This is a genomic window from Caballeronia cordobensis, from assembly GCF_001544575.2.
In the GTDB taxonomy this organism is placed as follows: domain Bacteria; phylum Pseudomonadota; class Gammaproteobacteria; order Burkholderiales; family Burkholderiaceae; genus Caballeronia; species Caballeronia cordobensis.
The window spans coordinates 86316-101648 of the sequence record NZ_FCNY02000001.1; the positions used below are offsets into that span (position 1 = coordinate 86316).

14 protein-coding genes and 1 riboswitch are annotated in these 15333 nt (G+C 64.6%); of the genes, 7 read left to right on the forward strand and 7 right to left on the reverse strand.

Going from position 1 to position 15333, the window contains the following annotated elements:
- Positions 1-12 precede the first annotated feature (12 nt).
- The 4 genes from AWB70_RS00385 to AWB70_RS00400 all read left to right on the forward strand — a co-directional run bounded on the left by AWB70_RS00385 (position 13) and on the right by AWB70_RS00400 (position 4617).
- Complete coding sequence (locus AWB70_RS00385; RefSeq protein WP_041730139.1) at positions 13-750, forward strand: c-type cytochrome; 738 nt, start codon at positions 13-15, stop codon at positions 748-750.
- A 21-nt stretch (positions 751-771) separates the two neighbouring features.
- Complete coding sequence (locus AWB70_RS00390) at positions 772-2070, forward strand: c-type cytochrome (protein WP_014190494.1); 1299 nt, start codon at positions 772-774, stop codon at positions 2068-2070.
- Positions 2071-2168: 98 nt separating this feature from the next.
- Positions 2169-2789: a PAQR family membrane homeostasis protein TrhA gene (gene trhA, locus AWB70_RS00395; protein ID WP_053567474.1), complete on the forward strand. Its 621-nt coding sequence runs from the start codon at positions 2169-2171 to the stop codon at positions 2787-2789.
- A gap of 241 nt (positions 2790-3030) precedes the next feature.
- A complete protein-coding gene (locus AWB70_RS00400) occupies positions 3031-4617 on the forward strand; it encodes a DEAD/DEAH box helicase (RefSeq protein WP_053567473.1) in 1587 nt (528 codons plus the stop codon).
- 40 nt (positions 4618-4657) lie between these two features.
- On the opposite strand, the gene AWB70_RS00405 is transcribed toward AWB70_RS00400, so the two are convergent.
- The 4 genes from AWB70_RS00405 to AWB70_RS00420 form a co-directional block, all read right to left on the reverse strand.
- Positions 4658-5167: a PNPOx family protein gene (locus AWB70_RS00405; protein ID WP_053567472.1), complete on the reverse strand. Its 510-nt coding sequence runs from the start codon at positions 5165-5167 to the stop codon at positions 4658-4660.
- Positions 5168-5207: 40 nt separating this feature from the next.
- Positions 5208-6032: a ferritin-like domain-containing protein gene (locus tag AWB70_RS00410; RefSeq protein WP_014190490.1), complete on the reverse strand. Its 825-nt coding sequence runs from the start codon at positions 6030-6032 to the stop codon at positions 5208-5210.
- 307 nt (positions 6033-6339) lie between these two features.
- Positions 6340-7665 carry an MFS transporter gene (locus tag AWB70_RS00415; RefSeq protein ID WP_053567471.1) on the reverse strand — a complete coding sequence of 442 codons (1326 nt, stop codon included), beginning with the start codon at positions 7663-7665 and terminating at the stop codon, positions 6340-6342.
- Positions 7666-7789: 124 nt separating this feature from the next.
- A complete protein-coding gene (locus tag AWB70_RS00420) occupies positions 7790-9427 on the reverse strand; it encodes a gamma-glutamyltransferase family protein (RefSeq protein WP_053567470.1) in 1638 nt (545 codons plus the stop codon).
- Between the two features lie 460 nt (positions 9428-9887).
- Here AWB70_RS00420 and AWB70_RS00425 point away from each other — a divergent pair, with 460 nt between their 5' ends.
- Positions 9888-10085 (forward strand): hypothetical protein, encoded by a 198-nt coding sequence (locus AWB70_RS00425; protein ID WP_008351420.1) that lies wholly within the window; start codon positions 9888-9890, stop codon positions 10083-10085.
- A gap of 74 nt (positions 10086-10159) precedes the next feature.
- Here AWB70_RS00425 and AWB70_RS00430 read toward each other — a convergent pair whose 3' ends face one another.
- Positions 10160-10540, reverse strand: a complete 381-nt coding sequence (locus AWB70_RS00430) for a hypothetical protein (protein WP_053567469.1) — start codon at positions 10538-10540, stop codon at positions 10160-10162.
- Between the two features lie 207 nt (positions 10541-10747).
- Between AWB70_RS00430 and glpK the strand changes: the two genes are divergently transcribed.
- Positions 10748-12244 (forward strand): glycerol kinase GlpK, encoded by a 1497-nt coding sequence (glpK, locus tag AWB70_RS00435; protein WP_053567468.1) that lies wholly within the window; start codon positions 10748-10750, stop codon positions 12242-12244.
- 116 nt (positions 12245-12360) lie between these two features.
- Positions 12361-12524, forward strand: a riboswitch (FMN riboswitch).
- 145 nt (positions 12525-12669) lie between these two features.
- Positions 12670-13419, forward strand: coding sequence for a 3,4-dihydroxy-2-butanone-4-phosphate synthase (gene ribB / locus AWB70_RS00440; RefSeq protein WP_053567467.1), 750 nt, complete (start codon positions 12670-12672; stop codon positions 13417-13419).
- A gap of 3 nt (positions 13420-13422) precedes the next feature.
- Here ribB and AWB70_RS00445 read toward each other — a convergent pair whose 3' ends face one another.
- Positions 13423-14109 (reverse strand): HAD family hydrolase, encoded by a 687-nt coding sequence (locus AWB70_RS00445; RefSeq protein WP_014190484.1) that lies wholly within the window; start codon positions 14107-14109, stop codon positions 13423-13425.
- Positions 14110-14146: 37 nt separating this feature from the next.
- The gene (locus AWB70_RS00450) at positions 14147-15325 is read right to left on the reverse strand and encodes an MFS transporter (protein ID WP_053567466.1); all 1179 of its coding nucleotides are present in this window, start codon (positions 15323-15325) and stop codon (positions 14147-14149) included.
- Between the last annotated feature and the right edge of the window lie 8 nt (positions 15326-15333).

A 15333-nucleotide genomic window follows, 5' to 3' on the forward strand; every position in this document is an offset into this window, starting at 1 on the left:
TCCCCGAATTTCATGGAGTGTCGCGTGTTTTCAAGACGCATTTTTCGTCCGCTGCTCGCATTGGCACTGATCGGCAGCGCTGGCGTTTTCGGCGCACAAGCGCAAGCCCAGACCGCCAATCAGCCGGCGACCGACAGCATGGCCGCGCGCGTGCAAGGCTGCACGGCGTGCCACGGCGTTCACGGTGAAGGCACGGACAACGACTACTTCCCGCGTCTTGCCGGCAAGCCCGCCGACTATCTGTACAACCAGCTCCAGAATTTCCGCGAAGGCCGGCGCAAGTATCCGCCGATGAACTACCTCGTCACGTATCTCTCGGACGATTACCTTCATCAGATCGCGACGTACTTCTCGAACCAGCGTCCTCCGTATCCGCCGCCTGCCAAGTCGAACGTGTCGGCCACGACGCTCGCGCGCGGCCAGCAACTCGTACTGAACGGCGATACGGCGAAAAATATTCCCGCGTGCGCGGCCTGCCACGGCAAGGGCCTGACCGGCATGCAGCCGGCCATCCCGGGTCTCGTCGGCCTGCATTCGGACTACATCAGCGCGCAAGTCGGCGCATGGAAGTCGGGCACGCGTCACGCCAAGGCGCCCGATTGCATGCAGCAGATCGCCTCGCGCCTGACGGATGACGACGTGACCGCCGTCGCCGCCTGGCTGTCCACGCAACAAGCACCCGCCAACCCGGTGCCCGCGCCCGCTGGCTCGTTGAAGATGCCGCTCAAGTGCGGCAGCGAACCGCAATAAGGCGTCTGGAGCGACAACATAATGAAACGCAAGTCCCTGTTCGCACTTTCCTCGGCTGTCGTGGTGGCAGCCCTCGCAGCCGGCGCCGTCCTCTGGTCGGGCGGCGACAATCTGCATTCGGGCGGCGCCATCGCCGCGACGCCTGCCGACAAGGCCGCGCTCATCAAGCAAGGTGAGTATCTCGCGCGCGCCGGCGACTGTATCGCGTGCCACACGGTCCGTGGCGGCAAGCAGTTCGCGGGCGGCCTGCCGATGGCCACGCCGTTCGGCACGATGTTCACGCCGAACATCACGCCGGACGATCAATACGGCATCGGCAAGTGGACCTCCGACGACTTCTATCGCGCGATGCACACGGGCCGCTCGAAAGACGGCTCCCTGCTCTATCCGGGCTTCCCGTTCACGAGCTACACGAAGGTCACGCGCGCCGATTCGGACGCGATCTACGCGTACCTGCGCTCGGTGGCGCCGGTGTCGGAGCCGAGCCGTCCGCATGAACTGCGCTTCCCGTTCAACAACCGCAACCTGCTGATCGGCTGGCGCACGCTGTTCTTCTCGGAAGGCGAATACAAGCCGGACCCGACCAAGTCGGTCGAGTGGAACCGCGGCGCGTATCTGGTCGAAGGCCTCGGCCACTGCGGCATGTGCCATACGTCGATCAACGCGATGGGCGGCCCGGTCAGCTCGGCGGCGTTCGCCGGCGGCCTGATCCCGCTGCAGAACTGGTATGCGCCGTCGCTCACGTCGAACAAGGAAGCGGGCCTCGGCGACTGGGACCTGAAGGACATCAACGATCTGCTGAAGACCGGCGTGTCGCAGCGCGGCGCGGTGTTCGGTCCGATGGCCGAAGTGGTTCACAACAGCCTGCAATACATGACCGACGCGGACATCAACGCGATTTCGACGTACCTCAAGTCGATCCCGCAGAAGAAGGAAGCGCCGGAAGTCATGCAGCTCGAAACCTCCGACAAGTTCGGCGGCGAACTGCTTACGCTGGGCAAGAAGGTGTACACCGAGAACTGCGCGAAGTGTCACGCGGAGAACGGTCTCGGCAAGCCGCCGGCTTACCCGCCGCTCGCCAACAACCAGTCGATCCAGATGCAGTCGGCCGTCAACCCGATCCGCATGACGCTGAACGGCGGCTATCCGCCGAGCACGGAAGGCAACCCGATGCCGCACGGCATGCCGCCTTTCGCGCAGGCGCTGTCGGATACGGAAGTCGCCGCGGTCGTGACGTACATCCGTATGTCGTGGGGCAACCACGGCACGCCGGTGTCGCCGCAGCAGGTGAGCAATCTGCGTTCGGCGCCGCTCGATTGATGGTTTCGTAAGTCATTCACCGGGACAGCGTACAATACGCGTCTGGGGCGCAGCCTTCGTAGTTGGGGCCGCGCCCCTTGTCTTTTGGTGGATTCGATATGCATGTCGGTGAGCGTTTCAACAGCATCAGCCATCTGGTCGGCGCAGTGCTGTCCGTGGCCGGGCTCGCCGCGCTCGTCACGATGGGCGCGCTCGACGGCGACGCCTACAAGGTCGTGAGCTTCGCGGTGTACGGCGCGATGCTCTGCGTCCTCTACATCATCTCCACGCTGTATCACTGGGCGCGCACGCCGCGCCTGAAAGCGATACTGCAAAAGTGCGATCACTCGGCCATCTACTTGTTGATAGCCGGCAGCTACACGCCGTATACACTGGTGACCTTGCGTGGCCCGTGGGGCTGGTCGCTCTTCGGCGTAAGCTGGGGGCTCGCGGCGCTCGGCATCACGCAGGAACTCACGCTCGGGCGCCGAACCCGCAGCGTGTCGATGGTGCTTTACGTGCTGATGGGATGGCTCGCGCTCGTGGCCGTTCATCCGCTCGTGACCACGCTGCCGGCCGCGGGAACCGCATGGCTGGTAGCGGGCGGCGTGATATACAGCGCTGGCATTTACTTTTTCATCAACGACGAGCGCATCCGGCACGGACATGGAATCTGGCATCTGTTCGTGCTCGCAGGCAGCCTGTGCCAGTTCGTGAGCGTCGCGCGCTATGTCGCGTGAGCGCCGGACTGAGCGAGCGCCGCAGCGTCGAAGTGTCTTCGATGCAACTTAGCGCCAGATGACGTGTCTTGATAGCACGTCGAACTTCGCGGCAGCGCCGGGCGATCAGTGATCGCCGCTAAAGGCCCGCCGCCCGATTCATTTCCGAGCGTCGCACATGCGCTCTGCCGGCCGAACCCGATTCGCCGCAGCCTCGATTCGCATGCGCGACGTTCGATATAACGAATAGAACGTTCAATTTATGTCTTTTGATTCGCTCGGCTTGTCCGAACCTTTGCTTCGCGCCGTCAACGAACTCGGCTATTCCACTCCCACTCCGATCCAGCTTCAGGCGATTCCCGCCGTTCTGAAAGGCGGCGACCTGCTCGCGGGCGCGCAGACCGGCACCGGCAAGACCGCCGGCTTCACGCTGCCGATCCTGCAACGCCTGTCGCAGCTTGGGCCTGTCTCGGCCCCGGCCGCGAGCGGCGCGAAACGTCCGGTGCGCGCGCTGATCCTCACGCCGACGCGCGAACTCGCCGCGCAGGTCGAAGAAAGCGTGCGCGCGTATGGCAAGTATCTGAAACTCAAGTCGACGGTGATGTTCGGCGGCGTCGGCATCAATCCGCAGATCGATGCGCTGCGCCGCGGCGTCGATATCGTCGTCGCGACGCCGGGACGTCTGCTCGATCACATGCAGCAAAAGACGATCGACGTTTCGCAGCTCGAAATTCTCGTGCTCGACGAAGCCGATCGCATGCTCGACATGGGCTTCATCCACGACATCAAGCGCGTGCTCGCGAAGCTGCCGGCCAAGCGCCAGAACCTGCTGTTCTCGGCCACGTTCTCCGATGAAATCAAGGCGCTCGCCGACAGCCTGCTCGATTCGCCCGCGCTGATCGAAGTGGCGCGCCGCAATACGACCGCCGAGACGGTCGAGCAGAAGATCCATCCGGTCGATCGCGACCGCAAGCGCGAACTGCTCACGCATCTCATCCGCGGAAACAACTGGTTCCAGGTGCTGGTTTTCACGCGCACGAAGCACGGCGCGAATCGTCTCGCCGAGCAATTGACGAAGGACGGCATCAGCGCCCTCGCCATTCACGGTAACAAGAGCCAGTCGGCCCGCACGCGCGCGCTCGCCGAATTCAAGGCCGAGACGCTGCAGGTGCTGGTCGCGACGGACATCGCCGCGCGCGGCATCGACATCGATCAACTGCCGCACGTCGTCAACTTCGATCTGCCGAACGTGCCGGAAGACTATGTGCATCGCATCGGCCGCACGGGGCGCGCGGGCGCGGAAGGCGAAGCGGTGTCGCTCGTGTGCGTGGACGAGCATCAATTGCTGCGGGATATCGAGCGCCTGATCACGCGGCCGATTCCGCAAGAAGTCGTTGCCGGATTCGAGCCCGATCCGAGCGCGAAGCCGGAGCCGATCCAGCGCCGCAGCCAGGGACGCGGTCAGGGTCAAGGCCAAGGGCGTCAGGGTCCGCGCAACGGCGAAGGACGTGCGAATGGCGAAGCGCGTTCGGGCGGCGAATCGCGTCGCAGCGGCGAGCCGCGTCGCGACGGCGGCCGGCCGAACGGCGAAGCGCGCGGCGCGCGGCCTGCGAATGGCGGCAATGCGGGCAAGAGCGCGAACAGCGGCAAGCCCGGCGCTCCGCCTTCGCGCGACCGCGAAGCGCGCAGCCCGAACAAGCCGAACGCCAACGCAAACCCGACGCCGCGACGCGCGGAATCGCAGCAAGCGGGCCATGCCGCGAATCCGCGCAAGCCGGCGGCCAATCCGGGCGCGCTGCTCAGCGGCGGACGGCGCGACGGCCTGCGTTCGGGCGATCGCAGCCGTTAATCAAGTTGGACATGCTCCGGTGCGCCGCACCGGAGTTGTTTCAGGCGGCGGCGCTCGCCGCCCGCTTCAGCCAGTCGAGTTGCTCGCGCCAACGCGTGAGCGCCGATTGCGCATCGGTCAGTTCGAACGCGATTCCATTCGTGAGTCGCGCATATCCCACCCGCTGCACTTCACCGCTCTCGATCGTGCCGACGAAGCACGCGAGCGGCACGTCGTCGAGCGGCACGCGGCGCACGTCGAGATGCACCTGATAGAACGCCTCGTCGAAAACGAAAGTCAGCGTCGCACGGCCCGTCGTGGCGACGGCCTGCGCGGTCCGCGAAGTCGGCCACAGCGCAAATGCGAGCGTGCGCGCGTCGGGCGCGAGCAGCTCGCCGGCGCTCAACAATGCGGTGCGCACGCGATGACCCTGATCGGCGGCGCATAGCGATGCGGTGAAACCGGCATCGGCGCTTGCGAACGTGCCGTCGAAGAGCGCGCGCAACTCGGGCGGCCATTCATCGAAAATGGCGTGCGAAGCGAGCGAAGGCGTCGTTTTGGAGTCGGTCATGAGAGGATGCCGGCGTCGGGCCGGCATCGTTGGGTGAGGGTTAGCGGAAGAAAAGCTGCGTCATCTTGGCAAGCGGATAATGCACGCCGGGCTGGATGCGCGCGGGCAAATCGAGCGGCTTGAGCAACATCTTGATGCACTGATCCGCCGACAGATTACGCCGCACGAGCGCATTCACGCGCGCCGACAACTCACGGTTGTACTCGGCATCGTGCGCATGCTCAGGATAACGAATGGCGAAGACATGCCGCAGCGCGATCTCCGAATCCTCGCTCTTCAGCTCGGCCACGCGCCGGACGAGCGCGCCCAGCACCGCAATGCGCCCATTGCCTTCGATCTTGTTCCACTTCTTGAAGAAGTGAAAAAAGTGCTTGTAGTGCCGCACTTCGTCCGTGCGAATGTTGTCGGTGATTTCCTTGAGCACCGGTTCATCGGAACAATCGTTGATCGCGCGGTAAAGCGTCGCGGTGCCCGTCTCGACGACGCATCGCGCCACCATTTCGAGCGCACGCTTCTTCTCGAAGGCCTCGTAGGAGCACGTGAGCGAATACTCTTCGAAGAAGTTCTTGAACGCCGTGTCCCAGTCGAACTCCGGCCACACGTGATTGATGTAAGTCTTGAGCGCCCTGCCGTGCTGCATCTCTTCGGGCTCCCACTCATTGTTGAGCCACGCCGAGATTTCCGGGTCGTCATGGAAATACTTGCTCAGATTGCTCGTGTAGAGATCGGTGCCGCTCTCGATGAACGAGCACGCGCATAACAACAAAAGAAGGTGCTCGTTGGATGCCGCCTTCTTGAGATCGATCCGCGTGAGATCGATGTCTTCGATGCGCCACGGCATCACGTGAGTACTGAGTGTTTGCATATATCGCGCTCCCAGGCTGGACTGAACGCGCCATCGGCCAACAAGACGGCCGAGGTTCAGGTGACACCGGGAACGCTGTTCCTGGTGCCCTCGACTTCGAGTATTAGCGGCTTGTTTTTCCATCTTAGCCGCCCTGCAACGAGTTTGCAGACATGGGGACAGACTCATGCGGAACGCGCCGGTTCCGTCTGCACCAAATTCTTGCAAGCCGTGCGAGCGGCCAACGGTGCAGTGCAGCATGAAACGTGCCGGTCAGTCGCCCTCGAAGCAGAAGCCTGGAAACGGGAAAGGCAGTGCCGATGCGCCTCTACGCCGCGCGCCGCGCCGCATGCATACGCCATGCGACGATCGCCAGCGACACGCCCGACAACGCCGCCGCCAGCAACACGTAGTAACTCGGCGCGAGCTTGTCGCCGGTGACGTGAATGAACGTCTCGACGATCGTCGGCGCGAAACCGCCGAAGAGCGTCACGCCGAGCGCGTAGCCGATCGAAAGACCGGTCGAGCGCACGCGCGTCGGGAAAATTTCCGACATGAGCGCGGGCATCGGGCCGGAGTAGGCGGCTTTCAGAATGCCCGCGACCGCTTGCAGCACGACGAGCGATGCGACCGTCGGATGCGCTTGCAGCCACGCAAACATCGGATAAATCGTGACGCCCATGAACACCGACGTGGCGAGCATGATGCGGATGCGCCCGAGCCGGTCGGACAGCGCGCCCATGACTGGGGAAAAGATGAACTGAAGTCCGCCATTGAGCACGACGACGGCGAAGGAAGCCGTCGCCGGCAGATGCAGTTGCTTGACCGCGTACATCGGCATGTAGAGTTGCAAGACATACACGCCGACCGTCGATTGCGCGACGATGCCGACCGCGAGCAAGAGATTCAGCCACTGGTTCGAGAACGAGACGCCGGGCGCGCTCGTTTTCTGTGCGGCGCGCGTCGCGAGAAACTCCGGCGTTTCGTCCAGATGCGAGCGGATGTAGTAGCCCACCGGCCCGACGAGCAGGCCGAACACGAACGGAATGCGCCACCCCCAGCTTTCGAGCTGCGGCTGCGGCAGCCAGGCGCTCAGCACCGAGCCGAACGCCGCGGCCATGATCGCGGCGAGTCCCTGGCTCGCGAACTGCCAGCTCGCGTAATAGCCGCGCCGCCCTTCGCTGTGCTCGACCATGAACGCCGTCGCGCTGCCGAATTCGCCGCCGACCGCGAAGCCTTGCACGAGCCGCGCGAGCAGAATCAAAAGCGGCGCGGCGAGACCGATATGCTGATACGACGGCATCACGGCCATCGTGAACGTGCCGACCATCATCAGCAGAATGGCGAGCGTGAGCGCGGCCTTGCGCCCTTTACGGTCGCCGTAGATGCCGAGCACGACTGCGCCGAGCGGGCGCATCAGAAACGAAATGCCGAACGTGCCGATCGCCAGCATGGTCGAGAGCCACTCGTCGTTCGACGGAAAGAACGCCTTCGCGATGACCGTCGCGAAGTAGCCGTAGACGAGAAAGTCGAACCATTCGAGCGCATTGCCGACCGACGACGAGAACACGATGCGCCGGATCATCGCGCGGGAAAGCGCTGTTTTTTCTGCGGGCGCTTCGATATTCCGCGCCCGGTACACGTCTTCGTTCATGCCGTCTCCTTATTCTTCGCCCGACGCGGGCGCGCACGGTCCCATTCGCTGGTCTAAAAGCAGCGAATGAACCCAGGTCGTGGTGATTGGAGGCCGGTCATGCGACGCGGCCCCCGCAGCGGATTTAGAACCCGGCGGCGAGCCCGTCGCGCCGGCTGTCGCTGGCGGCGACATAGCCGCGCTCGGGATCGTTGCGGTCGAGCTTCCAGATGTACTGGCCGGAGCCGAAGTCCATATAGGGATCGTCGACGGACTTGATCGTATGGCCGAGGCCTTCGAGCGCGCGCGCGGTTTCGCGATCGAGCGTGGCCTCGATGTCGATCGTGAAGTCGCGGTTGACCTTCCAGCGCGGCGCATCGCACGCCGCCTGCGGCTGCTGGCCGTAGTCCAGCATGCGCACGATGGATTGCAGATGGCCCTGCGGCTGCATGTCGCCGCCCATGACGCCGAAGCTCATGACCGCTTCGCGGCGGCCGTCGACTTCCTGCGTCAGGAACGCGGGAATGATCGTATGGAACGGGCGCTTGCCGCCTTCGACGACGTTCGCGGACTTCGGATCCATCGAGAAGCCGCAGCCGCGGTTCTGCAGCGAAATGCCGGTGTCCGGCACGACCACGCCCGAACCGAAGCCCATGTAGTTCGACTGGATGAAGCTCACCATCATGCCGCGCTCGTCCGCGACCGACATGTAGATGGTGCCGCCCGCCTTCGGCATGCCGAAGTCGAATTGCGTGGCCTTTGACGGGTCGATGAGCTTCGCGCGCTCGGTCAGATACGCGTCGTCGAGCATCTGCTTGGGCGTGACTTCCATCGAGCGCGGATCGGCGACGTAGCGATACACATCCGCGAATGCAAGCTTCATCGCCTCGATCTGCAGATGCTGCGACTCGATGCGATCGACGCTCAGCGCGCCCACGTCGAACTTGTCGAGAATGCCGAGCGCGATCAGCGCCGCGATACCCTGCCCGTTCGGCGGAATCTCATGCACCGTGTGGCCGCGATAGTCCTTGCTGATCGGCTCGACCCACTCCGCGCGATAGTTGCGCAGGTCGTCCATCGTGAGCGCGGCGCCGCCCTCGCGCGCAAACGACGCGATACGCTCGGCGCTCTCGCCTTCGTAATACGCACGCGGTCCGTGCTGCGCGAGCAACCGCAGCGTCTTCGCGTGGCCGGGAAAGCGCACGAGCTCGCTCACCTCGGGCGCGCGCCCGCGCGGCATGAAGACGTCCGCAAAGCCCGGCTGATCCTTCAGCTCCGGCACCGCGGCGGCCCATTTGTAAGCGACGATGCTCGCCACCGCATGACCGCGCTCGGCGATCTCGATGGCGGGTTCCATGAGATCGGCGAACGGCAGCGAGCCGAACTTCGTATGCAATGCTTCCCAACCGGCGATGACGCCCGGCACGGTGATCGTGTCCCAGCCGCGCTTGGGCTGACGAGCAAGACCGTTTTCCTCGCCGTATTTGCGCCGGAAGTAATCGACGTTCCAGGCCGCCGGCGACACACCCGATGCGTTCAGGCCGTGGAGTTTCTTGCCGTCCCAGACGAGCGCGAAGGCGTCGCCGCCCAGACCGCACGAAACAGGCTCGACGACGGTGATGGCCGCCGCCGCCGCGATGGCCGCATCGACGGCATTGCCGCCCTTCCAGAGCATGCGCAGGCCCGCTTGCGCGGCGAGCGGATGCGATGTCGAAACGATATTACGGGCGAACACCGGCAGGCGCGGCGTGGGATACGGGTTTTGCCAGTTGAAGCGAGTCATTGAAGAAAGTCCGAATTACGAGCAGGCGAAGCGTGCCGAAGGGTTTTACGTTGCATCAGGGCGAAAGATGAATATTGCATTGTCCGCTTAATCCAAAACAAATTCATTTATCGTATAAATTAATGAGTGGTGCGCATGAATCGCTCGAAGCTTGGCCGACTCGCGCTCCGCGCAGACCGCCGTCTTTGTGTGCGCCGCCGCACGAAGTTAAGGTTGATTCTCCGAAATCGCGCGCGCAGAGGACCGCCTCCGCATGGACAAAAAGTCAAAGCCAAAATTTTCGCTGCAAATTTGGCACTTGTCAGACGCTTGCCTACAATCACAATTCCCGGCAAATGCAGCACAAAATCAACGCCTTTGCCCGGCGGTTTTTTCAGTTTCCCCGTACAACGTTTCGAAGCAAAAAGATCCGGCTTACAAAGCCGGCTGCTTATGCCGTTCGGTCGTCATGGAGAACACAATGCTGAGTCCGCACGAATTTGCCACGCTGCTACTGGTTCAGGAAGCACCCAATCAGGTCGACATGGAACGCGAAGAACTCGATGCCCTGCTCGAACGCCAGCTCGTTCAGCTCGAGAATCTCGCCTCCGGACGTCAACAGTGGCGCCTTACCGCCACCGGCGACTCCACCGTCAAGGCTTTCAAGCGTTACTCGTAGCACGCGCAGCAGGGACTCAGGGCGCGGCAGGCCGCCGCGTCCGTTTCATCTCTCCTCACTTCGAAGCAAACCCGTCAACCGGCTCGCAGCGTGGGGTCGACCGCTGCACGCCAGCTCAACGCCTGCGCGCGCTGATCGAGGAAGAAGCTCGCCCAGGCGCTTTGCGCCTCAGGTCCGGGATTCGCGCGATAGGCGCGATACCGTTCGGCGATCGCCGTCTGGAACGCGCAGAAACGCTCTTTCGACAGCCCGCCGCGCCGCTCGGCCACATAAGCATCGAAGAAGGCCGAGTAGACGGATTGCGCGTCCGGGCCGTAATCGACCAGCGACGTTGCGCACATGCCTTGAAGCGCGCTGAACGACGGCGCGCCCATCGAGCCATCGAGACTCGGCGTACCCACGCAGCCCGCTAGCAACGCCGCGCCGAGCAGGCCTGAAACCAACCTCATTTGCATCGCACTCACCCTTCGTTCGATCTGGTGCCGCCAGTATCGGCCCATCGGCACGGGTGCGCCACTCGTCCAGACGGCATAGGCATTTTGCGCACAATGCGAAAGACGTCGCGCGGCCTATGCCATTCGGCCAGGTTGTCCGCGCGGCCTCGCTCCGATAGATTGCGCAGACGGACAACGCATCCACGTCCGACCAGACCGGAGGAGACCATGCAGGATCAGTACGTTCTCGCGCTCGACCAGGGCACCACCAGTTCGCGCGCCATGCTGTTCGACAGGCATGGCAACGTCGTGTCCGTGGCGCAAAAGGAATTCCGGCAGATTTATCCGCAAGCGGGCTGGGTCGAGCATGACCCGCTGGAGATCTGGTCGACGCAGGCGGGCGTCGCCGCTGAAGCCGTCACGCGCGCGGGGGTGCATGCCTCGTCGATTGCGGCGGTCGGCATCACGAACCAGCGCGAAACCACGATCGTCTGGGACCGAGAAACGGGCAAGCCGGTTTATAACGCGATCGTCTGGCAGGACCGGCGCATGGCCGGATTTTGCGACGAACTCAAGTCGCGCGGGCTCGAAGCGATGGTACGCGCAAAGACCGGCCTGCCCATCGACGCCTACTTTTCCGCGACGAAGATCCGCTGGATTCTCGACAACGTCGAAGGCGCGCGCGACAAAGCGCGGCAAGGACGGCTCGCCTTCGGCACCGTGGATAGCTGGCTCATGTGGAATTTCACGCGGCACGGCCTGCATGTCACCGATATCACGAACGCCTCGCGCACCATGCTCTTCAATATCCACGAGCGGCGCTGGGACGACGAACTGCTCGACGCATTCGATATTCCCCGCAACCTGCTGCCCGAAGTGCGCACGTCGTCCGAGGTGTACGGCGCGACGCAAGGCACGGTGTTCGCCGCGGACATCCCGCTGGCGTCGCTTGCCGGCGATCAGCACGCCGCGCTCTTCGGCCAGATGTGCACGGACTCCGGCATGGTGAAGAACACCTACGGCACGGGGTGCTTTCTCGTCATGAACACCGGCGAGAAGCCGATCGAGTCGCGCAACAACCTCGTCACGACGATCGCGTGGCAGATCGGCGATCGGGTGAACTATGCGCTCGAAGGCAGCATCTTTATCGCGGGCGCGGTCGTGCAATGGCTGCGCGACGGGCTCGGCATCATCCGCCGCGCGAGCGAAATAGAAACGCTCGCGCGCGGCGTGCCGCATAGCGACGGCGTCTATTTCGTGCCCGCGTTCGCCGGACTCGGCGCGCCGCACTGGAACGCGCGCGCCCGCGGCTCGCTGTTCGGCGTCACGCGCGGCACCACGTCGAGCCATATCGCGCGCGCGGCGCTCGATTCGATCGCGTATCAATCGCTCGACGTGCTGAAGGCAATGGAGGCGGACTCGGGCATGCGGATCGGCGAATTGCGCGTCGATGGCGGCGCCTGCGCGAACGATCTGCTGATGCAGTTTCAGGCGGACCTGCTCGGCGTCGATGTGGCGCGCCCACGCGTCGCCGAGACGACAGCGCTCGGCGCGGCCTATCTCGCGGGGCTCGCGGTCGGCTACTGGAAAGATATCGACGAGCTGAAGGCGCAATGGCAGCTCGAACGGCGTTTCGCGCCGTCGATGCCCGCACGCGAGATCAAGTCGTGTCTTGCCGGGTGGCGGCGCGCGGTCAACGCGGCGAAGGCCTGGGCGGATAGCTGAGGGCCGAATCGCATATGTCGCTTTGCGCAAAGCATATGACGCATGCGGCGGTGCAAAAAACCGGCGCGTGCGGTATCCTAAAAAAGCTGACGGGTCATTCGGCCCGAAGGCATTCAGTACGTCTTCAGGGCGGGGTGCAATTCCCCACCGGCGGTATGTGGCGAGGCTTCGCGGCCGGACCATGAGCCCGCGAGCGCCCGCGCCGGCACCATGCGCGGGGTCAGCAGATCTGGTGAGACGCCAGAGCCGACGGTCATAGTCCGGATGAGAGAAGATGTGCAGATGGTCATGTTCGTTCCCCGTCGCGATCCATCCATCGCGTCTATCCGGACGACGCCGCTCAAGCGTCGCCGTGGGGTGCCGTTCTGTCTGTTTGCAATGCCCTGAAACGTTTTTCGCTTAATTTTTGCGCGAGAGCGTTTCACATGTCCCAGACCCAAGCCACCAGCAGCCTGTCGTTCGCCGCACCCGCCGTCATCGCCGATGACGCCTCCGCCGATCTCCCGCAACTCGCATCGTTCGATATTCCGTCGCGCATCGCCGCCGCGCTCGACGCCATGCGCGAAGGCCGCCCCGTCGTGTTGCAGGACGACGACGATCGCGAGAACGAAGCCGATCTGATCGTCGCCGCCGAAAAGCTCACCGACGCCACGATGGCGCTTCTGATCCGCGAATGCAGCGGCATCGTGTGCCTGTGCCTGCCCGACGAAAAAGTGCGCGCGCTCGAACTCCCGCCGATGGCCGCCGCCAACGGCAGCCGCTACGGCACCGCGTTCACCGTGTCGATCGAAGCGCGCGAAGGCGTGACCACGGGCGTGTCGGCGGCCGATCGCGTGACGACCATTCGCGCGGCCATCGCCGATCACGCGAAGCCGGGCGATATCGTCCGTCCCGGTCATGTCTTCCCGCTTCGCGCGATGCCGGGCGGCGTGCTCGCGCGGCGCGGCCACACGGAAGGCACGGTCGATCTGGCCGTCCTCGCCGGCCTCAAGCCCGCAGGCGTTTTGTGCGAACTGATGAACGCCGACGGCACGATGACGCGCGGCGCGCAAGTCGAGCGCTTCTCGAAGGAACACGGCCTGCCGATGCTGACCATCGCGGAACTGGTCGAATTCCGCGCGGCGCTGGCGGCCGCGCGTGAATCGGCTGTCGAAGCGGTCGAAGAAGTGGCTTAAAACTCAGGAAAGCACGTCGCCGAAATCCCCGCGCACGCCCGCCGCGACGAGCGCGGGCAGTTCGTTCATGTGCTCCATGATCCGCGTGATGCCGGTTTCGCGCAGCACCTGAGCGTAGCCGGACGGAATATGGCTCGCGCCGACGAACGCGATGGTCTTCATGCCCGCCGCGCGCGCCGCCGTCAGGCCGGCGACGCTGTCCTCCACGACGAGGCAGCGCGCCGGATCGACTTCGAGCGTGCGCGCCGCGAGCAGATAAACATCCGGATAAGGCTTCGGCCGCTCGACCTGCTGCGCGCTGAACACCCGCGCGCCGACGATCTCGGCCAGCCCCGCGCGCCGCACCGACGCGCGCACGCGCTCCATCCGGCTGTTCGACACGACCGCGACCGGCAGGCCGCAGCCTTCCAGCGCGGCGCGCACGCCCGCGATCGGTCCGACCGAGCGCGCCAGCTCCACGGAGACGCGCGCCTCGATCGTATCGACGAAATTCGGCGGCATGGCAATGCCGAACCGGGTCTCCAGATGCGCGAGAAAGCGCGACGTTTGCTGCCCGAAGGCCGTCTTGACGACCGGTTTGAAGTCGATGCCGGGAAACGTCTCGGTGAGGACGTCCAGCATCACGCGATCCGCGATGACTTCGCTATCGACGAGCACGCCGTCGCAATCGCAGATGAGATGATCGATCATGTTGGCTCGGATTACGTTGAGCCAACATGATAAGCGCTCAGCAGGCGTCGGCCGCTTTTACTTCGGATGTAATGCGCGGCGCGTCCAGCCGCGCGGCCCAGAACGTCACGCCGAGCGCGGCCAGCGCGACGAGCGCCGCGGCCCACGGCAGCGCATCGAGCGCATGGCCGTGCGTCAGGACCGCGCCGCCGAGCCACGCGCCGCCGGCATTGCCCACGTTGAATGCACCGATATTGAGCGTCGAAGCGAGATTCGGCGCGTCTTTCGCTTTTTCGACGACGCGCGTCTGCAGCGGCGGCACCGTCGCGAACGCCGCGATGCCCCACACGAAAATCGTGACGATCGCGCCGATCTGGCTGTGGCTCGTCTTCGCGAACACCGCCATGACGATGGCGAGCGCGGCGAGAATGCCCATCAGCGAGGGCATCAGCGCGCGGTCGGCGAGCCTGCCGCCGATCGTATTGCCGATCGTCAGACCGGCGCCGAACAGCACCAGAATCAGCGTGACGGCGCGCGGCGAGAAACCGCCGACCTGTTCGAGAATCGGCGCGATGTAGGTGAACACGACGAATACGCCGCCGAAGCCGAGCACCGTCATCGTCAATGCGAGCCAGACTTGCGGGTCGCGCAGCACGCGCACTTCCCGGCCCAGGCCGCTCGGCGCGGCGTCGTGCCGGTTCGGCACCAGCGCCGTGACGCCGAGCGCCGCGAGCACGCCGAGGCCCGCGACGATCCAGAACGTCGCGCGCCAGCCCAGTTCCTGACCAATGAACGTGCCGAACGGCACACCCAGCACGTTCGCGAGCGTGAGCCCGGTGAACATCAGCGCGATGGCGCTCGCGCGTTTGTCCGCCGGCACGAGCGACGCGGCCACGACCGCGCCGATGCCGAAGAACGAGCCGTGCGCGAACGAGGTCACGACGCGCGCGACCATCAGCAGCCCGTAACCCGGCGCGACCGCGCACAGCACATTGCCGACGATGAACACGGCCATCAGCAGTTGCAGCGCAAGCTTGCGCGGCATTCTGGCGGTCAGCACGGCGAGCAGCGGCGCGCCGACCGCGACGCCCAGCGCGTAACCGGTGACGAGCAGGCCCGCCGACGGAATCGACACGGCGAGATCGCGCGCGACGTCGGGCAGCAGGCCCATGATGACGAACTCCGTCGTGCCGATGGCGAAAGCGCTGATCGCCAGCGCGAGAAGCGGAAGAGGCATGGTGACTC